This is a genomic window from Loktanella salsilacus (genome assembly GCF_900114485.1).
In the GTDB taxonomy this organism is placed as follows: Bacteria; Pseudomonadota; Alphaproteobacteria; order Rhodobacterales; family Rhodobacteraceae; genus Loktanella; species Loktanella salsilacus.
Genome location: NZ_FOTF01000004.1, coordinates 207,586 through 228,813 on the forward strand (window position 1 = coordinate 207,586; position 21,228 = coordinate 228,813).

The following is a 21,228-nucleotide window of genomic DNA, read 5'->3' on the forward strand; positions in this document are numbered from 1 at the left end:
CCCCGATCTAGGTAAAGCTGGGCTTAGTAGCCTGCAGCTTCCATTTCTTCGGTTACGATCGACTGTGCGTTGGCCAGCGCTTCGTCAGCGGTCTGGTTGCCAGCAAGCGCGTCAGAGAACTGCTGCCCAGTCTGGGTTGCGATGCCCGAGAATTCTGGGATCGCGACGAACTGTACGCCAGTGTAAGGCACTTCTTGCACAGAGGGGTTCGAAGGATCGGCAGAGTTGATGCTGTCCAGTGTCATCTGCGCGAAGGGCGCAGCGGCCAGATAGTCAGCATTTTCGTACAGCGAGGTGCGTGTGCCTGGGGGAACGTTGGCCCAACCTTCTTCACCGGCGACGAGCGCGGTGTAGGACTGACCGGTTGCCCAGCTGATGAAGTCCTTAGCAATGTCCTGCTTTTCAGAAGAAGCGGGGATCGCCAGCGACCATGCCCACAGCCAGTTGCCGCGCTTGCCCAGACCGTTGTCGGGTGCCAGCGCGAAGCCAACCTTGTCAGCGACGGTGCTGTCAGCGCCGGTCACAAAGGATGCTGCCACGGTGGCGTCGATCCACATGCCGCACTTGCCCTGTTGGAACAGCGTCAGGTTTTCGTTGAAACCGTTGTTTGCTGCACCGGCGGGGCCGGATTCGTTCATCATGCCAAGGTAAAAGTCGATCGTCTCTTTCCACTCGGGGCTGTCGAACTGTGCTTTCCAGTCCATGTCGAACCAGCGTGCACCAAAGGAGTTGGACATGGCGGTCAAGAAGGCCATGTTCTCGCCCCAGCCAGCCTTGCCGCGTGCGCAGATGCCGTTGATGTCGGCGTCGCGGTCGGTCATGGCGGCAGCAGCTTCACGGATTTGGGTCCATGTTGGTGCGTCGGGCATTTCCAGACCGGCAGCTTCCATCAGGTCAGTGCGATACATGACCATCGAGGATTCGCCATAGAACGGTGCGGCGTACAATGTGCCGTCAACTGTCAGGCCGCCGCGGATTGCGGGCAGCAGGTCATCGGCGTTCCAGTCTTCTGCCATGCCTTCGTTCAGGGACACGAGCCAGTCGTTGTTGCCCCAGATCGGTGCTTCATACGTGCCGATCGTCATCACGTCGTACTGGCCACCGCCGGTCGAGATGTCGGTCGTGACGTTCTGGCGCAGAACGTTTTCTTCCAGAACAACCCAGTTGATCGTGTTGCCAGTCGCTTCTTCCCACTGAGGGGACAGTTTTTGCATCCGCACCATGTCGCCGTTGTTCACGGTCGCGATGGTGATTTCTTCTGCCATTGCGGCAGATGCCAAGCCAGCGGCTAGGCCGAAGCCGACTGCGGTGGACATCAGGTTGCGCTTCAAAGTCATGAAAAGTTCCTCCCACGGATTTTTACATGCGTTAAACTTAACGAGCGATGCGACCTTGCGTCAATATAAAATTTCAAAATTAAACGCTGCAACGCAGCAATGTGTATCCGACTTAGGCGGATTCACGGATTTTAAGGATGCCATCCATAAGGCGAATGACCTGATTCTCTGAGATATTTTCGGCGCGTAACTTTTCCAACAGGCGGTCCACGGCAGTCTGTCCGATGGCTGTAACATTCTGCGCGACAGTGGTCAGGGACGGTGTGGTGAAGGGGCAAAGCGGGTAATCGTCGTGTCCAGCGATTCGCAATCCGCCTTTGCGTTGGGCTCCTGGCTCTAATCCGTGCTGGGACGCGGCACGTAAGGCACCGATGGCGACGCGGTCATTGGCGCACAGGATTGACGACTCGATCAACTGGCCGCGTGCAAACATGTCGTCCAGAACCGCTAGGCCATGCGCCTCGAAATGGTCGTGTTCGTGGTAAAGGCGCGCGCCAACGATTTGCGGCTCGTGGCCCAATTCATGCATCTTTTCGATATAGGCGGCCTCGCGCTCTAGCGCGTTAAAGTTGACGCGCGGCATTGCCAAAAACACCGGCGGCGGGCCGACGCGGCAAAGATATTCTGTAATGGCACCAGTGCTTTGCCGGTGATCAGAGCCGATAAAATCCACGTCCCGTAGGGCTTTGGGGCGGGAGTCCATGAGGACGAAAGGCAGGCGCGCGTTCAGGCGGGCGTAGACGTCCATATCGCTGTTGTCGCCGAGCGGCGCAACGATTGCACCGTCGACATTCATGGATAGAAACGTCTCTGCCGCCCGCTTTTCAATCGCAGGATCAGCATGAGAGCATTGCGTGATGACCGTATACCCAGCGCGCAACGCTGCCGTCTCGATCGCCTCTAGTAAGAGTGTAAAAAATAGGTCGTTTAGGTAGGGGATGATCACGCCGATCAAACCGGTCGTTTTGCGGTTCATGCGCGTGGCAAAGAAATTCGGTGTGTATTCAACCCTTTCCAGCCCATCGACGATGCGCGCGACAGAGGATTTGCTAACCTTAGTCGGGTCCTGAAAGTAGCGTGACAGCGTTGGGCGAGAGACGCCAATAGCTTCGGCCAGCTCTTCCATGGTGTGAATTTTCGGCTTCGCCATTTTAAGCGGCTCCCTCAAGGTGCGTGGGAAGGTTAGACACTACGTCAAAAAATCAGGCAAGGTGCAGCTCGGTAATTTACACGCGTAAATAATTATGCAATCGCGCGGTGGTGTACTCTTACGCGATCGTGCAGTTTTGGTTGAAATGCCGGATATCGCAGCCTGCTAGCGTCGATTTGGCAATCACGCAGTGACCACTGCATGCTGTGACGCGGCGGAATTGATGAAATTACACTTCGCCCTCGCTAGGTGGGCGGCAGTCAAACCTTGGAGTCCTGTGCAATGCCCCGCGTCCCTTTTAGCGTCACCCATAGCCTACCAATCGATGTCGCCGCACAGCGACTGCTTGCTGGCGTGCCAAAGCTTGAAAAGGCGATCCCTGGTGGCGGCAAGGTCGAGGCGACTCAGATTGGTGAGGACGGCATGCTGCTGCGCATCGGTGTCATGGGGCAGACAATCACAGTTGATTCCATCCTGACGGCAGACGCCGTCGGCGGCACGGTCGAAATTCCGTTGGTGCTTGCCATGATGAAGGGGCAGATTTCCCAGATGGTGGAAGGTGCGATCACACGCATGCTGGGCGCAGACCCGCAAAAGCAGGCCGCAGAGCAGCCCGCTTAGGGCTGATCGTACAGGTTTTAGGTGTCGGAGCGGGTCGCCCAGATCTTGTCTGCGGGCGGTTGCGGCAGGTCTTCGACATCGCGGCAGCGATGCAAGTGCACCTTGGCGATAAAGTTGGCCGTGATCGGCGCTGTCACAAACAGAAATGCCATGACAAGCATCTCGTGCAGGGACGGCATGCCGGTCGCAAAGCTGTAGACCATTGAGGCCAGCAACAGCGATCCGACGCCCAACGTGGCCGAAAGCGTCGGCGCATGCAGCCGGGACATCGCATCGGACAGTTTGAGAAGCCCCAAAGAGCCTGCCAGCGTGAAAGATGCGCCAATCAAAAGCAGGACGGACACCGCGATTTCTGCGTAAAGTGGCAAAGTCATTCGGTAATATCCCCCCGAAGCACAAAGCGGCACAGCGCCACGGTCGACACAAAGCCAAGCATGGCGATGATCATCGCGCTTTCAAAATACATTTGTGTGCCAAGGCTCATCCCCGCAAGGATGATCAGCGCAATCGCGTTAATGACCATCGTATCAAGCGCAAGGATGCGATCCCCGACATGCGGGCCGCGCAAAAGGCGCACCATGGCCAAGACTTGCGCAAGGCCCACGGTCCCGACAGCGATATAAAGCGCAGTTGCGATCATGGAAAAATCTCCTTCAGGCGCCGCTCGTAACGGGACTTGATGTCGTCGCGCACACCGTCCGGGTCTGGTGCATGCAGCGCGTGGACAAGCAAAGCCGTGCCATCGGCGCTTAGATCCGCGGACAAGGTGCCGGGCGTCAGTGTAATTGATCCGGCCAGTAGCGTGATCGCTTCTGGTTTTTTCAGGTCGAGCGGAATCACGATCCACGCTGGCTGCAAAGAGCTGTCAGGCTTGAACAGGATCTGCCATGCGACCTGCGCGTTGGATTTGATGATGTCATAGATCACGATCAGGCAATAAATGACCAGACGAAAGGGGCGCGCGACCGGGGGGCGGTCGGGCCAATAGGCTGCCGTCACGATAGGAATTAAGACGCCCAATATCGTTCCAAACACGACCGTGCCAAGGGTGGCGCTGTTGTTGAGCAGACACCACACAGCAACAAGTATCACGGTCAGCAGAGGATGCGGAGCGAGGCGACGGGTCAGGCGTAGCGGCATATCAATGCCCCCCTTCGTCAGTTTGTTTGGTTGCATCATCGGCGTGATCGTCGCCGTAGGAATCGGATTTGATCACCTTTCCCGGCATCGACAGTACGGCCGAGATATAGGGCTCTGGCGCAAAGAGCTGCGCCGCAGTGGCGGACAGATTGCGCGTCACGGGCCCGGCAAAGATCGTCAGGGCGACAAGCAGCGCAATCAGACTACCAATGGCGACCATCGGCAAGGCGGGCTGCGGCGGGGATAGATCGGCGATGTTTGCCTCTTCGTCCTCGCATTCGGCCGTATCAGCCTGCACCAAGGCGACCTGGTGGGAACGCCAGAAAATCTGGCTGCCTGCGCGGCTAAACCCGACAACGGCAATCAGCGATCCAATCAGCACCGTGCCCCAGACCCACCACACCAGCGCAGAGTCCCGCGCCGCGTCGAGGATCAAAAGCTTGCCCACAAAGCCGGACAGCGGTGGCAGGCCCGTCATGCCAATCGCGGCGACAAAGAACATGCCAGCAACCAACGGGCCGCCCGCGACGGGCACCGCATCGTTCAGCCAAGCGCCGGCTTTGCCGCGACGATCACGCAGCACGTCAACCAGCAAAAACAGCGCCGCCGTCGCAAAGGTCGAGTGGATGGCATAGTACAGCGCGGCGACAATCCCGTCCGGCGTAAAGACGGCGACAGCGCTCAGTAGCATACCCATTGAGCCTATGACCGAAAAAGCGACCAGCTTATCGATCCGGCGCGCGCCGAGCACACCGATCATCCCCAGCGCAAGCGTTAGCAACGCGGCGGGCATCAACCACGTGTCGAACAGCCCCTGCGTCAGCGCCAGATCCGGCGGAAAAACCAGCGTATAGATACGGATGATCCCATAAGCACCGACCTTGGTCATAATGGCGAACAGGGCGGCAACGGGGGCAGGGGCCTCTGCATAGCTGGCGGGCAGCCAGAAGTGCAGCGGCAAAATGGCTGCCTTGACCGCAAAGACCAGCAGCAGCAGCACGGCGGCTACGCGAATGCCCGCATTGTCGGCTAAATCGAGCGTCGCCACACGCTCTGCCAGATCGGCCATGTTCAGTGTGCCAGTCTGGGCGTAGATCGTGCCAAGCGCGAACAGAAACAGGGTCGACCCCAGCAGGTTATACAGCACATATTGCGTGCCTGCGCGCAGCCTCTCCGCGCCGCCTGCGTGGACCATCAGGCCGTAGGATGCGATCAGCAGCACCTCGAAGAAGACAAACAGGTTGAACACGTCCCCGGTCAGGAAGGCCCCCATGATCCCCATCAGCTGAAACTGATAGAGCGGGTGAAAATGCCGCCCCCGCGTGTCCCAGCCGCTGCCGATGGCATAAAGCAGGACCAGCGGTGCAAGGACAGCAGTGACCAGCACCATCAGCGTAGACAGGCGGTCCGCGACCAGCACGATGCCGAATGGTGCCTGCCAATGGCCCAGCTGATAAACGCTGATCGTCCCGTCAGAGGCCTGCCAGAACAGCCCGGCTGCGATACCCAGCAAAACGACAGTGCCTGCGACCGACAAGGTGCGCTGCAAAGAGATATGAAAGCGCGCGACCAGCACCAAAATGGCGGCCAGCATGGCGGGCAGAACGACGGGGGCGATAATCCAATGGGTCATTCCACTGCCTCCCCGCGCAGAGTCTGCGGTGCTTGGGGGATATCCGCGTGCGGATCAGGCACATCGACCAGATCATCACCCGCGCTGAGGTACGACCCAAGCGCCATGATGACGACCACGGCAGTCATGCCGAATGAAATCACGATGGCAGTCAGCACCAGCGCTTGCGGCAGCGGGTCGGCGTAGACGTCCACGCCGTCACGCAGCACAGGCGGCGCGTTCACGGTCAGGCGGCCAGATGCGAACAGAAACACGTTCACGGCATAGCTTAGCAGTGATGTGCCGATGATGACGGAAAACGTGCGCTGGCGTAGCACCATGTAAATTCCGGCGGCGGTTAGCACGCCGATGGCAGAGGCGATAAGCAGTTCCATAATCAGCCCTCCTCGGCCGTAGAGGTGCGGGACGGGTCGATATCGATGGCGTATTCGCTGTCTTCTGTCCCGGCGCGGCGGCCAAGGCGGAAGAAGCTTTCCAGCAGCAGCATGACGGCACCGACGACGGATAGGAACACGCCAAGGTCAAAGCCCATGGCTGTGGCCAGTTCGAATTCTTGCATCGGCGGGATGCGGAAATAACCGAAGGCGGATGTCAGGAACGGCTCTCCTGCGAACCACGATCCGATGCCGGTCAGACCCGCGCAAAGCACGCCTGCGCCGATAATGCCGTGGTAGGGGTAGCGTTGTCGCTTTTCGGCCCAAGCAAAGCCAGAGGCCATGTACTGCATGACCACAGCGATCGCGACGACCAGACCCGCAACGAACCCGCCGCCGGGTTCATTATGACCGCGCAGGAAGATATAGACGCCAACCATCAGCACGACGGGCATCATGACGCGGGTCAGCACGACCATCATGAGCGGGTGTGCGTCGCCAGCGCGGGCCTCTTCAAAGTCGCGGTTCAGCAGCTTGGCGCGGACGGGTCCGTTCAGCAGCGCCTCTGTCAGCGCGTAGATCACCAGCGCTGCAATACCGAGGACGATGATCTCGCCGAACGTATCATAGCCACGGAAGTCCACGAGGATGACGTTCACGACGTTGTCGCCGCCGCCGCCCTTGTAAGAATTCGCAAGGTGGTATTCGGAAATCGACGCCAGCGGAAAGCCGGACATCAGAATTGTCCAAACCAGCCCGGCCACCGCCGCGCCGCCGATCAGGGCGATCACCGCATCGCGTGTGCGGCGGATGGGGGTCGATTCCTTGGGGCTGCGGTTGGGCAAGAAGTTCAGTGCCAGCAGGAGTAGGATAATCGTCACCACCTCGACCGAGATTTGCGTCAGGGCAAGGTCAGGGGCAGAGAAGTAGTTGAAGCTGACCGAAACGATCAGGCCGATGATCCCCATCAGGATCAACACGGCCAAACGGTTGCGGTGATAGAAGACCAAGAAACAGGTCGCAGCAATCAGCATGCCCCACAGCATTGCTGCAATCGGCGTGACCCTCAGCATGTCGCGCGTCGCACCGCCAGCGGTACCGGTGGACCACGCGTGGGTGCCGACGGCCACGACAGCCAGCGTGAAAATCGCGGCGTAACGGGTAAAGCTACCGTCATGCAGCGTGCGGCTGAAGCGGCCAGCGCCGTTCGCCAGCGCCTTGATCAGGGTGTCAAAGATATCCTTCGCCTCTGGCCGGGGGGCAGATTCCCACATGCGCGATAGCGGGCTAAACAACGCCAGCCAGATCAGGCCGCCAACGACGGCGATCATGGACATAAACAGCGCGGGCTTGAAGCCATGCCAAAGCGCGAGATGCTCCTCTGGCAGTTCGGCAACGCCGCCCACGACAGCCTCTGTCACTAAGCGGACAAAAGGCTCGGCCATAAACGGGGCGACGCCAAGGGCGATCACGGGGATCATCAGCAGGGCAGGGGAAAACCACAGGCCCGCCTTTGGGTCGTGGGGATGGGCAGGATAGTCATCCCGCTCTGCACCCAAGAACGTGTGAGAGATGAAGCGGAATGAGTAAGCCGCCGAAAACAGCGCGCCAATCGTTGCCACGACAGCGACCAGCAGGGGGCTACCGAACAAGGTAGTGTGCACCGCTTCTTCCAGCATCATTTCCTTGGAAATAAAGCCGTTCAGCAGCGGAATACCAGCCATCGACAAACCCGCCAGCGTCGCCAACACAAAGGTCAGTGGCATGACGTGCCGCAGCCCGCCCAGTTTGCGCATATCGCGGGTATGCACGCCGTGATCAACGATGCCCGCCACCATGAAAAGCGCCGCCTTAAAGCTGGCGTGGTTCAAAATATGAAAGACCGCCGCCATAGCGCCAAAGGTGGTCCCGGTGCCAAGCAGGAAGCAAATCAGGCCAAGATGAGAGACGGTCGAGAACGCGAGCAAAGCCTTGAGGTCATTTTTGAAGAAGGCGATGAATGCGCCAAGCACCATGGTGATCAAACCGACAGAGCAGACCAGCGTGACCCAGACATCGGTGCCCGACAGGACTGGCCACATGCGGGCCATCAGGAACAAGCCGGCTTTGACCATCGTGGCAGAGTGCAGATAAGCGGACACCGGGGTTGGCGCGCTCATCGCGTGGGGCAGCCAGAAGTGGAACGGGAACTGCGCGGATTTTGTGAAACAGCCGGTCAGGATCAGCAGCAAGGCCGGCAGATACAGCGGCGAGGCTTGGATCAACTCGCGGTTTTCCAAGATGACGGTCAGGTCATAGCTGCCGACAATCTGGCCAAGGATCAGCATGCCGCCGATCATCGCAAGCCCGCCCATGCCGGTAACGGTCAGGGCCATCCGTGCGCCTTGGCGCCCTGCAGGCAGATGTTTCCAAAAGCCGATCAGCAGGAAGGACGATAGCGACGTCAGTTCCCAGAATACCAGCAACATCAGGATGTTGTCAGATAGAACGATACCGACCATCGCGCCTTGGAACAACAGCAAGTAGCTGAAAAACTCGCCCATATTGTCGTCGCGGGACAGATACCAGCGTGCGTAAATGATGATCAGCAGGCCGATCCCAAGGATCAGCGCCGCGAACATAAAGCCCAGCGGATCAAGGAACAGGTTCAGGTTCAAACCCAGATCCGGCAGCCAGTCCAGACGGGCGGTTGCGACCTGTCCCCCTAGCACAGCGGGCAGGTGGGTCATCAGGCCAATGAAGGCCAACGCACTTACCGTGAAGGTTGCGACAAAGCACGCCTGACGTCCGGCCCTGATAAACAGACCGGGTAGCAGTGCACCAAGGAAGGGCAGGGCGACGATGATAAACAATGACATGGCAATGTTATTGCCGAGGGTGCCGCGAACAGCCAGCCCTTTTCATGCAAAACCCACCGGTTTTCGTCAGTTTTCGCCCTCTCTGCCGCGATTTTTATCTGCCGGCGGCGCCGCCCAGATGCACGGCAACAGACTGCAAGATTTCAATAGCTTGCGGTGTGGCATCTGGCCACAGGTGCCACATATGGAAAAGGTCTGGCAGGATCATTGAAGTGACGGTCGCGCCTTGCTGTGCCGCATTGCGGGCAAGTAGCAGGGAATCGTCTAGCAGAACCTCGCGCGTTGTGGCGGTGACCAACAGGGGCGGCAGGCCGCTTAGGTCTGCATAAAGAGGGGAAGCCGCTGGATCATCGTTCGGCAGGTGGCCAAGCGCCATGTCGCTAAGTCTGCGATCTTGCGCGTTGTCGTTCATTAGATCACGGGGCGTATTGCGGACCCGCGTGGTGCTTTGCCCGCTGCGGTCCGTGTTGGGGGAAAGGACGGCAAGCTTGCCGATTAGACCCCCGCGTTCCAAGGCGATGTTCAGCGCCAAATGCCCGCCAGCACTATCGCCCACCAGATCGCAGGACCCGATCGCATCCACGACCGCCTTAGCTGCTGTCAATTGCGCGGGCCAAGGGTGTTCAGGGGCAAGCGGATAATCCGGCACGAACACGGCGCGGTCGCTCAGGCCCGCTAAAGCCTGCGCCGGCGCGGCGTGGCTGTCCGATCCACCAAAGACATAGCCGCCGCCGTGCAGCCAGACGATCGGCTTACCGCCCTGCCCGAACCAGCGTCCGGGGCAGCCGCCGACATCTTGCTGCGGCGGCAGGTCGGGCACGGTCCCCGCCTGCGCAAGCGCCAGAAAAGCCGCCCGCATGTTCGCGGGCGACCCTTCTACCGGGGTGTCCCGGATATGCTGTTCCAGCGCAGCGCGGTCCATCAGACGTTAATCGACCCGACGGCCCCGCCGTCGATGCGCCAGTTCGAACCGGTGACAAAGGACGACAGCTCGCTGCACAAGAACACGATCACGGGGGCGACTTCCTCGACTTTGCCGCGGCGCTTCATCACCAGATAGGGGCGCTCTTCCTCAAGGAAGCTTTCGACGGCTTCGTCAAAGCTGCAGCCTTTTTCCTCTTTGCGCTTTTCCATCATGCCATCGGTCATTGGCGTTTCAATAAAGGCGGGCGCGATGCAGTTCACCAATAGGCCTTTGTCCGAATGCGCCATAGCGATGCTTTTGGCATGGCTGAGCAGGGCGGATTTCGCGGAGTTATAAACGGTTTCTTCGGGATAAGGCTGGGCCACGTTTTCCGACGTGACAAAGACGACGCGGCCCCAGCCGCGGTCGATCATGGGCGGGCACAAATGACGCGCCATGCGCACGCCCGACATAAAGTCGATGTTCAGCGCGTCTTCCCACGCTTCCTCGCTCATCGTCAGGGGATCGCCTTTGTCGCCGGTGACGCCAGCGGCATGAACCCAGATGTCGAAATCTGTGCCCGCCTTGGCGATAAAGTCATCAACGCCCGATTTGCTGGACAGATCGCCCGCGATGCATTCGATGCCAAACTCCTTGCGGAGAGGCTCTAGATCCTCGTCCTTCAGGTCGGTTGCGGTGACGGTGACGCCTGCTTCGATAAAGCGCTTAATCGTCTCGATGCCCATGCCGCCCGACCCGCCGGTAACCAATGCGCGTTTTCCTTTTATGCCAAGATCCATGACTTGCTCCAAATTAGTAAAGTTGCTGCCCAACGATCCGTGCCGCGCCCGGGTTCCATGATCACCATTGTGTCATGACCGGGGAACCGCCGTTCGGCCAAGGCGGTTGGTGCGGGAACCAACTGGCAGATATGACAGGATATTTATCATGACCGATGCACCGAAGATTCCGGGCCAACATCAGGATTCCATGCCCGCACATGAATGCAACATGGACCCAGCCCCCGATTTCATGCCGCGCCATCCGGGTGTGGGTAAACTCAAGGGTAAGGTGGCGCTGATCACCGGCGGTGACAGCGGCATCGGGCGCGCTGTGTCGGTCCTTTTCGCCCGTGAAGGTGCGAAGGTAGCGATTGCCTATTTCAACGAAGATCGCGACGCCGAAGAGACAAAGCGTCTGGTCGAAGCAGAGGGATCGCAGGCGCTGCTGATCCCCGGGGATCTGGCGATCAAGGATCACGCCACCGCTGCTGTAGAAAAGACAGTGGCAGGGTTTGGTCAGCTTGATATCTTGATCAATAACGCCGCGATGCAGTGGATCGACGAAGACCTGACAGAGCTGTCAGAGGAACGTCTGCGCCGCACGATGGACAGCAACGTCATGTCCTATTTCTTTTGCACGCAAGCCGCCCTGCCGCATCTGAAAAAAGGTGACTGCATCATCAACACGACCTCGGTCAACGCGTTCAAAGGGAATGCGAGCTTGATTTCCTATTCCACCACACGCGGCGCATCGCTGGCATTCAGCCGGTCGATGTCGGCCAATTTGGTTGAAAAAGGCATTCGGGTGAACGCCGTGGCCCCCGGGCCGATTTGGACGCCTTTCATCCCCGGCTCTATGCCCGCTGATATGGTCGAAGACTTCGGATCGGACGTGCCGATGGGCCGCGCCGGGCAGCCTTGGGAGGTCGCAACCGCGTATCTGTTCCTTGCATCCAGCGATGGCAGCTATTTCACAGGTCAGACCCTGCATCCGAATGGAGGCATGATCGTTGGAGCATAATAAAACCCCGGCAATCTGTCAGATTTACCCGCGTTCGTTTCAGGATTCCAATGGCAGCGGGACCGGCGATTTGCCGGGAATTACGCGGCGGTTGGATCAGATTGCAGACCTTGGCGTGGATGCGATTTGGCTGTCGCCAATCTATGTGTCGCCCATGATCGACGGTGGCTATGACATCGTCGATCACCGTCACATAGACCCTATGTTTGGCACTTTGGACGATTTTGACACTATGGTCGCCAAAGCGCATGACCTTGGGTTGCAGGTTTATCTGGACCAAGTGCTGAACCACACCAGCGACCAAAGCCCTTGGTTCCAAGATGCGATTGCGGGGGACGAGGGCAAGGCCGACCATTACCTGTGGCGCGATCCCAAGCCTGATGGCAGCCCGCCCAACAATTGGCTGTCGCAGTTCGGGCTGCCCGCATGGCACTGGAACCATCAGCGGCGGCAATATTACTACAGCCAGTTTTTGCCGCAGCAGCCTTGCCTGAACCTGCGCTGCCCCGGCGTGCAAGATGCAATTGCGACCCAGATGCGCGGATGGCGGGATCGCGGCGTCGACGGGTTCCGTTTTGACGTGGTCACGGCGTTCCTGTGGGACGAAGTGATGAAGGATAACCCCCCCGCCCGGCCAGAGGTGCAGGACAAAGTCGCAGGCGAGAATTTCAACCCCTACACCTATCAGGACCATGTCTATGACATGCTGCCCGGCGATGGTGCCGCTTATGCGGAAAACCTGCGCAAATGGGCGGGCGATGACGCCTATCTGTTTGGGGAAAACACGTCAGGCAATCAGTCGATTGAGCTGGCGATGGCCTTTACCCAGCCGGGGCGATTGGATGCGGTTTACACCACCGACTTGCCTGAAGGACGCGGTAGCCCTGCAACCATCGCAGATATGGTGAACCGAAGTGACAGCCTACACCGCATCGCGGGTTGGCTGTCGAGCCATGATCAACCGCGCCACTCGCGCGGGGACGCCTCTGATCTGGTGTTGGCGCTGCAAATGGCGTTCTTGCCCGGCCCTTGGATCATCTACCAAGGCGAGGATTTGTCATTGCCGCAGCCCAAGCTGGCCAAAGGCGATGTGACCGATCCGCTTGACCTGCTGTACTGGCCCGATGGCCCGGGGCGTGAAGGCGCGCGTGTGCCTGTGCCATGGACGGCGGATCGCACCGATCACCACGGGTTTACGTCTGGAATGCCATGGCTGCCGATGGCGTGGGATGGCAAAACCGTCCAGCGCGGATTGAACGTGGTCCGGCCATTCTATCGCGAGGTGATCGGCCTGCGCCGCGACCACGATTGGGCTGGCGCGCAAGTGATCGCATGCGAGGCGGATGGTGATGTGCTGGACATGACGATCCAAACTCAAACAGATCAGCGCTTTCGCGGTCTGTTCAGTCACGGCGCTGGGCAGCCAGGCAATTGCCCTGATACAGAGCCGCTTTTCCGCGCCGATCCTGCCGATGCGCAGGGCTGGTTTGGCGCGATTTGGCAGGTTTAGGGACGTGCCCCGCCGTTAGGCGGGGCCGCCTTGGGTCAACACAAGGACGCTTTGCCATGGGGCCTCAATAGTCCCCGACACTGTCAAATGCGCCGCTGGATCGTTGGCGGATGTGTCCAGTTGTTGCGCCCAGTCGCCTTCTGGCAAGGCGAACTCTGCCGTATCGCCCGCGTTCAGGATCAACAACACGTCCGCGCCGCCTGACATCACGACCCGTTTGGCAAAAATGCGCAGGCCGCCGTCGTGCCAGTCGTCCTCGCTCATCTCGCGTCCCTCGGCGTGCAGCCAGCGGATCGCTTTGCCGTCCGATAGCTCTGCGTTGCCAAAGCTGGTGTCGATGAACTCGTCAAGTTTCTGGCGCAGCGCAAGGGCGGCCGTGGCGGAGGCAATCAGCGTCTGGTCCGCGTTATCCCAATCGAGCCAGGTCAGATCGTTGTCTTGGCAATAGGCGTTGTTATTGCCCTGCTGCGTCTGGCCGAACTCATCCCCCGCAAGGATCATCGGGACGCCTTGGCTTAGCGCGACAGTCGCCAGCATGGCCTTCACCCGCCGCTTGCGTGCCTCAAGAATCGCGGGATCGTCGGTCGGCCCCTCCGTCCCAAGATTGTCGCTGATGTTATTGTCATGCCCGTCGCGACCATCTTCGCCATTCGCGTCGTTGTGCTTGTCGTTATAGGCGGTCGTGTCCCACAGGGTGAAACCGTCATGGGCCGCGACAAAGTTGACCGACGACGTTGCGGGCCGGTTATCGTGGTTGAACTGGACAGGCGATCCGGACAAACGCTCGCTCATCGGGGCGATCATGCTGTCATCGCGTCGCCAGAAGGCGCGAATATCGTCGCGCGACTTGTCGTTCCATTCGCGGAACGGCCAAACGAAGCCGCCGACCTGATAGCCGCCGTGGCCGATGTCCCAAGGCTCTGCGATCAGTTTGACGGCAGACAGCACCGGGTCCTGCCGGATCGTCGCAAAGAAGTTGCCGCTGCGGTCGAACCCGTCCGCCTCCCGCGCGAGGGTCGAGGCAAGGTCGAAGCGGAAGCCGTCGACATGCATCACCTCTACCCAATAGCGCAGCGAATCCATGACCATGCGCAGCACCATCGGGTGCTGCACGTTCAGCGTATTGCCCGTGCCCGTGGTGTCATAGACGTGGCGTTTATCATCGCCGGTCATGTAATAGGTCGCGTTGTCGATGCCGCGAAACGACAGGGTCGGCCCCATCTCGTTGCCTTCGCAGGTGTGGTTATAGACGACGTCTAGGATCACCTCGATCCCGGCGGCGTGGAAGCGGTCGATCGCCTCTTTCACCTCGCGGATATCCCAGCTTTTCAGATATCCTTGGTGCGGGGCAAAAAAGGACAGGGTGTTGTAGCCCCAATAGTTCGACAGGCCTTTTTCGATCAGATAGTTGTCGTTCGCAAAGGCATGGATCGGCAGCAGCTCAATCGCGGTCACGCCAAGCTTTGTCAGATGCTCGATCACCGGATCGGACGACAGCGCGGCAAAAGTGCCGCGATCAGCCTGCACGACGCCGGGGTGCTTCATCGTCAGGCCCTTGACGTGCGCCTCGTAGATGACGGTTTTGTCCCACCGGGTGCGCAGGGCATCGTTGCGGTCCCACTGGTAATCGTCACCGGTGACAACGCCTTTTGGCATGAACTGCGCAGAGTCGCGGTCGTCAAAGGTCAGATCGTCTTCGCCGACTTGATAGCCGAACAAGGAATCATCCCAGACCAGCTTGCCCATCAACGCGCGGGCGTAGGGGTCAAGCAGCAGCTTGTTTGGATTAAACCTGTCGCCATTTTCTGGATCGTAGGGGCCATGCACACGGTAGCCATAACGCTGGCCGATTTTCAGGCCGGGCACAAAGCCGTGCCAAACGCCGCCTTCCATATCGGGCAGGGCGACGCGGGCCGTCTCGTTCTGGCCGGATTCGTCGTATAAACACAGCTCAACCTTTTCGGCGGCGTTGGAAAAGAGGGCGAAGTTGACGCCATCGTCGCGCGCCTCGGTGCCCATTTTATCGGGCCGGGCCAAAGAGGTATCGAAGGTCGCGTTGGCCGACGGATTGGTCGTCATTCTGTGTCATCCTATATGCGCCGCGCGGTCTGCAGTTGTCGCGGCAGGTGGCATCGGGCGATTGTCGCGCGCGCCTTAATCGTGGATCAACGCCGATCTGCAAAACCTGTTCCGCTGCAGTGCAGAAACAGGATGCAGCGTCCCTAAATCAGGCGGTTCCGCTGTTTATTAGGGCAGTCATGCCATCCAAGACGACCTTTACCGGCTGGGGCGCCTGCAGATCGCAATGCAGGGCCAGTCGTTGACCTGCCGTGGCGCGTTGCACTGTGATGATCCCAGCTAGATCGCGCGAAATCCGGCAGGTCGCGGTTTCAAAGAATGCCGGGTCCGCCTGTCGCAGTTGCAAAAGCTGGCGCGACAAACGGGCCTTGTCCCCAGCAAAGCCCGGCGCATCGGTCAGTTTCATCAACTGGTCCAGATCGACAGCACGGCGGTTGTCCGGGTCGGTCAGTGCGAAATGCGCGCCAAGGCAGCTACGATAAATGTCGGGCACCCCGGTCATCGTCAGCTTTAGGGCCGTCTGGATCAGCGATAGCCGCTCGCCCAGCATGATCAATCGGTCCAAGGCGGCAGGACGTGCCGTCTGCCACTGCGCCGTTAGGTGCGGAATTAGGTTCAGCACGCGGGCTTCGGCGTCGGTGTCGGGATAGGTCCAGTTGGTCATGCGTTTGGCTTCTCGCATGGCTTTGGTCATGTGGTCGTGCAGGCGTTCGTTAATATCGTCCGACGCATCCCAAATCGCCAGCGCGCTTTGCACCAGATACCAACGTGTATTCGGCCGCACGAGGTCGGCACCAGGCAGCAACGTTGTCTGTGCGATCAAGTCCAGCAGATCGCCAGGCAGGTGACTGCAGGCGACAAGGCGCATGCGCGAATCCTCTGACCGCTTGGTGTCGTGGGATGACGTGAGGGTCAGTGCGGTAGGCAAGCGGTGCGCTAGCCAGTCGTTCAGCGCATCGTCCGTGATTGTGACCGCGTCGGGGTCGGCCCCGACCTCGTTCGCGGCGATATAGGCGTTCCAGCGGAAACCGGCGGTATCCTCGTGTGATTTCGCCAGCAAGGCACCGGTGACTTGTTGGAACCGGACCTGTAGGCGCTGGGCCTGCGGCGTTTGCGGGTTTACGATGCAATCGGTCAATAGGCGCACGACGTTGTCGGTACGCAGATCGCGCGCGGCTTCGTCCGCAACCTGCTGCATGAGGGCCAAATCCTCTGGCCGGCTTTTGCTGCTGGCCAAATAAGTGCGATAACGCGGAAAAGCGACGAGCAGGGCAATGACCGCCTCGCGCAGCGCCTCTTGCCCCTGTTCATCACCGGCCGCCTGCGCGGCGGCGTCCGCCAGTGCGATCATTTGCTGCAGCTCTGCCGCCAGATCCTGACGCAGGACTTCGTGTTTGGCGGACGTCAATGCGTCGTGAAACCGGCCCTTGCGCCCGGTCTGGTCCTGCCATGCTGCCAGCAAGGTTGCGTGACCGTCGCCATCGGTCAGCACGCGGGCAATCTGGCGCGCGGCCTCGTATCCGGTCGTGCCGGCAAGGCCCCAATCGGGCAAGTCTTCGTCGCCGGTCAGGATCTTTTCGACCCAAATTGGCGTGTCCGGCACGCGGGCTTTTAGCTTTTCAAGATAGGCACAAGGATCGGCGAGCCCGTCGATGTGATCCAGCCGCAGTCCCTGAACTTGACCCGTTTCGATCAGATCAAAGGTTTTGCGATGCATGTCGCCGAAAACGGCATCATCCTCGACCCGCATCCCGATCAGACCCGTGACGTTGAAAAAACGCCGGTGCGTGATGCTGTCCCGTTCGCGCTGCCAAGGCGTCAGCCGCCATGCCTGCGCATCGTGAAGTTTTGACAGATCGACGCCACCCCTCACGCTGGCAGGGTTTAGCGGAATCGCCAGATCGCCAACGCGCAGCACGGGACCGTCGGCCTCTTGGTCCAGACTGACTTTGCCGTCCTCAAGCAACGCCTCGAAGTTGTCGGTCAGAAACGGCAGCAGCAGGCGTTCGGACCAGTCGATATCAAAGTGCGGGGCAAAGCGGCTATCACTACCGTGGCGCAGCACATCGCGTAGCCATGGGTTTTCCAGCGAAAAGGCGGTGTGGTTCGGGACGATGTCGATAATGATCCCGATTCCAGCAGCCTGCGCCGCAGCGGCAAGCCTAGCGAACCCGTCATCGCCGCCCAAAGAGGGTTCGATCACATTGGGGTCGATCACATCATAGCCGTGGGTCGATCCGGTTTGCGCTGCAAAGATTGGAGACAGATAAAGGTGGCTGATCCCGTTGGACTTCAGGTGGGGCAGATAGCGTTCAGCCGCCGCGAAATCGACGCCTTCGCGCAGTTGCAGACGATAGGTGGCCGTGAATGGGATCATGTCTGCTCAATCCATGTATGAAATGCGAAATCGTCCTGTGGTGACCCAAGACTTAGTTGGGTTTGCGCCGCTGGCCAGTTGCCCGTCGGGACGGGTTGGCCCAGTTGGATGGTGCTATTCAGCAGGCCCGTGTTGAACTGCCATGTGACCCGCAGCGCCTTTGGCCCGATGATCTGGGCCCGCGCTAAGGTCAGTCCGCTGTGCAACAACGGCAGCACGACAGCGCGCCGCCATGTCAGCAGACGCGCCGTCAGATCGCGCCAATCAGCTGCATCCGGGGGCGGCGCGTCATAGGGGCGGGCACCGTGAAATGTTTGCGGGTCCAGTGGATCCGGCAGGGCACCGTCAAACCCGCTGAAGGCGGAAAACTCTGACAGGCGGCCATTGCGGACGGCATCGGCCAGATCGCCGGTAAAGTTGCAAAAGAAGGGAAAAGGGGTGCGTGCGCCGATCTCTTCGCCTTGAAATAGCATGGGCACGAAGGGCGACGTCAGTAGCATAGCGTGCGCCACTTGCATCGCTTCGGGTGACGAAAGGGCGATCAGGCGTTCGCCAAGGGCGCGGTTGCCGATTTGGTCGTGGGTCTGATTGGCGTTCACAAAGGCCTGCGGCGGTAGATGCCCGCTTGGTGCACCGCGCGGCTTTGCACCTGCGTCCTGTCCGGGGCGAGGCTGCCCTTGGTCAACGTGGCCTTCGGTCAGGGCGGTGGCCAGATCGCGGATCGGATCGGCGGCAAAGGGGGCGTAGTATCCTTCGTTTTCGCCTGTCAGCAGACAGTGCAGGCTGTGATGGTAGTCATCGTTCCATTGGGTGTCAGTGACGCCAGCGTCGCGGTGATGGGGCAGGTTACGCTCATCCTCTGCGATCAAGTGCAGGGGGCGGGGCAGGTTCAGTGCGCGCAGCTGGGTAGAGAGTTCGGCAAGAAACTCTGGCGTGGATGGGTCTTGGATCTGGTGCACAGCGTCCAATCGCAGCCCGTCGACGCCAAAGTCACGCACCCACATGATCGCGTTTTGAATAAAGAACGCGCGCACCGGCCTTTGCGTAAAATCAATTGCTGGCCCCCAAGGGGTCGTGCGGTTCGCGTCAAAGAAGTCGGGGCTGATGCTGTGCAGGTAAGCCCCCGCTGGCCCGAAATGGTTATAGACGACATCAAGGATCACCGACATGCCAAGCCCGTGCGCGGCCGCGACGAAGGCGGCGAAATCTTCGGGTGTGCCATAGGCGGGATGCACGGCGTAGGGCAGAACGCCGTCATAGCCCCAGCCGCGATTGCCGGCGAACTGGGCGATCGGCATCACCTCTACCGTGTTGATACCCAGATCAGCGAGGTCCGGCAGCTTTTTAGCGGCGGCGGCGAATGTGCCTGCCTTGGTAAAGGTGCCGATGTGGATTTCGCTGATCACGCTGTCACGCCAGTCGCGGCCGGTCCAAGTGTTGGTGGATTGCGGCGGAATGGTCAGCAGCGATGGCGCATGAACATCCCCGCTTTGCTGTCGCGCGGCGGGGTCGGGGATGCGGGTGCCATCGACATCAAAGACATATGCAGCTGCGGCAGGTGCCATAACTGTGCCGCGAAATGTGCCGTCCGTGCCGCGCGTCAGGGAGGTAGGGGTTCCATCGACGACGACGCTGACCGCCCTCGCTTGCGGCGACCAAAGGGCTGCGGTCCACATATCCGGCCCGCTGGGCAGCAGGCCCCAATGCTGCGACGTTACTTCGTCCATAACCCTTAACCTTTGCCGCTTTTGTCCCCTTTCAGAACCCCGAACGCACCTCCGCGGTTCCGCGTGTGTTTGATACTGCACGCCTCGCGCCCTAGCTTGCAAGAAGCCGATGATCGGCGCTGATCAAAGGACGATCCCCAATGTCGCCAAAGATACGCAGTAGCCTTGCCACTTGGGCCGGATTTGCGGCGATGTGTCTGGGCATGTTCATGGCCATTCTGGACGTGCAGATTGTGGCGACCTCTTTGCCGGATATTCAAGGCGCATTGGACATCCCGCCAGAGCAGATGAGCTGGGTGCAAACCGCCTATTTGATTGCCGAAGTCATTGCGATCCCGTTGACGGGGCTGCTGATGCGGGCGCTGTCAATGCGCTGGCTGTTCGTGATTGCGACAAGCGTGTTCACCATAGCCTCGATCGGGTGCGCTGCGTCGCAGGGATTTAACAGCCTGATCGCTTGGCGCGTGCTGCAAGGGTTCGCAGGGGGCACCCTGATCCCGGCGGTCTTTGCGGCCGTGTTCTTGCTGTTTCCGGTGCACCGGCAGGGGCTTGCCACGACCTTGGCGGGCGTTGTTGCGGTTCTGGCTCCGACGGTTGGGCCGATCATCGGGGGGTGGATTACGTCAAATTATTCATGGCATTGGCTGTTTTTGGTCAATGTCGTGCCAGGCATCCTTGCCGTGGTGATTGCGGCTTGGCTTGTCCCTGCCGCGCAGACCCAGTTGGGCCAAATCCGGCGGGTTGATTGGCTGTCGCTGCTTGGCATGGCGCTGGCCCTTGCCACGCTGGAAATCGCGCTGAAAGAGGCACCGTCACGCGGATGGCTGTCACCGCTGGTGGTGGGGCTGCTGGCCGTAAGTGTCGCGAGCGGTGTGGGATTTGTGCGGCGCAGTTTGCAGCATACCAGCCCGGTTGTTGCACTGCGAAGCTTCAACGATCGCCGGTTTACGATTGCCTGCATCCTGTCGTTTGTGCTGGGAATTGGGCTGTTCGGCTCTGTCTATCTGATGCCGGTGTTTCTGGCCTTTGTGCGTGATCATACCGCGCTGGAAATCGGAACGATCATGTTGGTGACTGGCGTTGCACAGCTTGTCATTGCGCCCATTGCCGTCGCTTTGGAAAAGCGCGTGTCGGCGCGGGTACTGACCGCGCTTGGCTTTGCTTTTTTCGCCATCGGGCTGGGGATGAGCATGTTTCAGACCCCCCGCACTGACTATGATCAAATGTTCTGGCCGCAGGTCGTGCGCGGTCTGGCGATTATGTTTTGCCTGCTGCCGCCAACCCGCATGGCGCTGGGCCATTTGGCGGATGCGCAGGTGCCGGACGCCAGCGGCGTGTTCAACTTGATGCGCAATTTGGGCGGAGCCATCGGCCTCGCGCTGATCGACACGGTGATTTATGCGCGCGGCCCGGTGCATGCGGCGGACCTGACGGCGCGGCTGGCGTCGGGGGATGCGGGGGCGGCCAGCTTTATCGGTATTCCGGCGTCCTTGCTGACAGGCGGCGCGCCGTCGCCAGCGCAACAGGCGATGCTGGCACCGCTGCTGGAAAAGGCATCGCTGACCATGGCGATCAACGATGCGTGGATGATGATGGCGGCGGTGACGGCCCTCGCGCTGATCTGCATCCCTTTTGCCCAGCAACGTGCCGTGCCGCAAAACGCCATGGAATAGAGCCTGATCTCGTTCAGATTTTTACATGGCGTTTGCTGAATG

The 21,228-nt window shown here is 59.9% G+C and carries 17 protein-coding genes; 4 read left to right on the forward strand and 13 right to left on the reverse strand.

Annotated elements, in window-relative coordinates:
• Positions 1-23: 23 nt before the first annotated feature.
• A complete protein-coding gene (locus BM131_RS05125; RefSeq protein WP_090186517.1) occupies positions 24-1,337 on the reverse strand; it encodes an ABC transporter substrate-binding protein in 1,314 nt (437 codons plus the stop codon).
• A 112-nt stretch (positions 1,338-1,449) separates the two neighbouring features.
• On the reverse strand, positions 1,450-2,487 hold the full coding sequence (locus BM131_RS05130; protein WP_245754137.1) for a LacI family DNA-binding transcriptional regulator: 1,038 nt from the start codon (positions 2,485-2,487) through the stop codon (positions 1,450-1,452).
• A 282-nt stretch (positions 2,488-2,769) separates the two neighbouring features.
• Between BM131_RS05130 and BM131_RS05135 the strand changes: the two genes are divergently transcribed.
• On the forward strand, positions 2,770-3,108 hold the full coding sequence (locus tag BM131_RS05135; protein WP_090186519.1) for a polyhydroxyalkanoic acid system family protein: 339 nt from the start codon (positions 2,770-2,772) through the stop codon (positions 3,106-3,108).
• A gap of 17 nt (positions 3,109-3,125) precedes the next feature.
• Here BM131_RS05135 and BM131_RS05140 read toward each other — a convergent pair whose 3' ends face one another.
• The 8 genes from BM131_RS05140 to BM131_RS05175 all read right to left on the reverse strand — a co-directional run bounded on the left by BM131_RS05140 (position 3,126) and on the right by BM131_RS05175 (position 10,787).
• Complete coding sequence (locus BM131_RS05140) at positions 3,126-3,482, reverse strand: Na+/H+ antiporter subunit G (RefSeq protein WP_090186521.1); 357 nt, start codon at positions 3,480-3,482, stop codon at positions 3,126-3,128.
• Positions 3,479-3,748 carry a K+/H+ antiporter subunit F gene (locus tag BM131_RS05145; RefSeq protein ID WP_090186524.1) on the reverse strand — a complete coding sequence of 90 codons (270 nt, stop codon included), beginning with the start codon at positions 3,746-3,748 and terminating at the stop codon, positions 3,479-3,481. The genes BM131_RS05140 and BM131_RS05145 overlap by 4 nt, the downstream gene beginning before the upstream one ends.
• Positions 3,745-4,248, reverse strand: coding sequence for a Na+/H+ antiporter subunit E (locus BM131_RS05150; protein WP_090186527.1), 504 nt, complete (start codon positions 4,246-4,248; stop codon positions 3,745-3,747). The genes BM131_RS05145 and BM131_RS05150 overlap by 4 nt, the downstream gene beginning before the upstream one ends.
• A 1-nt stretch (position 4,249) precedes the next feature.
• Positions 4,250-5,881 (reverse strand): monovalent cation/H+ antiporter subunit D, encoded by a 1,632-nt coding sequence (locus tag BM131_RS05155; protein WP_090186530.1) that lies wholly within the window; start codon positions 5,879-5,881, stop codon positions 4,250-4,252.
• On the reverse strand, positions 5,878-6,255 hold the full coding sequence (locus BM131_RS05160; protein ID WP_090186533.1) for a Na+/H+ antiporter subunit C: 378 nt from the start codon (positions 6,253-6,255) through the stop codon (positions 5,878-5,880). The genes BM131_RS05155 and BM131_RS05160 overlap by 4 nt, the downstream gene beginning before the upstream one ends.
• Before the next feature lie 2 nt (positions 6,256-6,257).
• A complete protein-coding gene (locus BM131_RS05165; protein WP_090186536.1) occupies positions 6,258-9,113 on the reverse strand; it encodes a monovalent cation/H+ antiporter subunit A in 2,856 nt (951 codons plus the stop codon).
• Positions 9,114-9,207: 94 nt separating this feature from the next.
• Positions 9,208-10,035, reverse strand: coding sequence for an alpha/beta hydrolase fold domain-containing protein (locus BM131_RS05170; protein ID WP_090186539.1), 828 nt, complete (start codon positions 10,033-10,035; stop codon positions 9,208-9,210).
• Complete coding sequence (locus BM131_RS05175) at positions 10,035-10,787, reverse strand: SDR family NAD(P)-dependent oxidoreductase (protein ID WP_245754138.1); 753 nt, start codon at positions 10,785-10,787, stop codon at positions 10,035-10,037. Before BM131_RS05175 ends, BM131_RS05170 begins: the two co-directional genes overlap by 1 nt.
• Positions 10,788-10,965: 178 nt before the next feature.
• Here BM131_RS05175 and BM131_RS05180 point away from each other — a divergent pair, with 178 nt between their 5' ends.
• Together BM131_RS05180 and BM131_RS05185 are read left to right on the forward strand one after the other, a co-directional pair.
• Positions 10,966-11,820 (forward strand): SDR family oxidoreductase, encoded by an 855-nt coding sequence (locus BM131_RS05180; RefSeq protein ID WP_090186543.1) that lies wholly within the window; start codon positions 10,966-10,968, stop codon positions 11,818-11,820.
• Positions 11,810-13,330, forward strand: a complete 1,521-nt coding sequence (locus tag BM131_RS05185) for an alpha-amylase family glycosyl hydrolase (RefSeq protein ID WP_090186546.1) — start codon at positions 11,810-11,812, stop codon at positions 13,328-13,330. Before BM131_RS05180 ends, BM131_RS05185 begins: the two co-directional genes overlap by 11 nt.
• A 15-nt stretch (positions 13,331-13,345) precedes the next feature.
• Here BM131_RS05185 and glgX read toward each other — a convergent pair whose 3' ends face one another.
• The 3 genes from glgX to treZ form a co-directional block, all read right to left on the reverse strand.
• Positions 13,346-15,409: a glycogen debranching protein GlgX gene (gene glgX, locus BM131_RS05190; RefSeq protein ID WP_090186549.1), complete on the reverse strand. Its 2,064-nt coding sequence runs from the start codon at positions 15,407-15,409 to the stop codon at positions 13,346-13,348.
• A 148-nt stretch (positions 15,410-15,557) separates the two neighbouring features.
• Positions 15,558-17,786, reverse strand: a complete 2,229-nt coding sequence (gene treY / locus BM131_RS05195) for a malto-oligosyltrehalose synthase (protein WP_090186552.1) — start codon at positions 17,784-17,786, stop codon at positions 15,558-15,560.
• Complete coding sequence (treZ, locus tag BM131_RS05200; RefSeq protein WP_090186554.1) at positions 17,783-19,513, reverse strand: malto-oligosyltrehalose trehalohydrolase; 1,731 nt, start codon at positions 19,511-19,513, stop codon at positions 17,783-17,785. The genes treY and treZ overlap by 4 nt, the downstream gene beginning before the upstream one ends.
• A gap of 140 nt (positions 19,514-19,653) precedes the next feature.
• Here treZ and BM131_RS05205 point away from each other — a divergent pair, with 140 nt between their 5' ends.
• The gene (locus tag BM131_RS05205) at positions 19,654-21,186 is read left to right on the forward strand and encodes a DHA2 family efflux MFS transporter permease subunit (protein ID WP_090186557.1); all 1,533 of its coding nucleotides are present in this window, start codon (positions 19,654-19,656) and stop codon (positions 21,184-21,186) included.
• Positions 21,187-21,228: the final 42 nt, after the last annotated feature.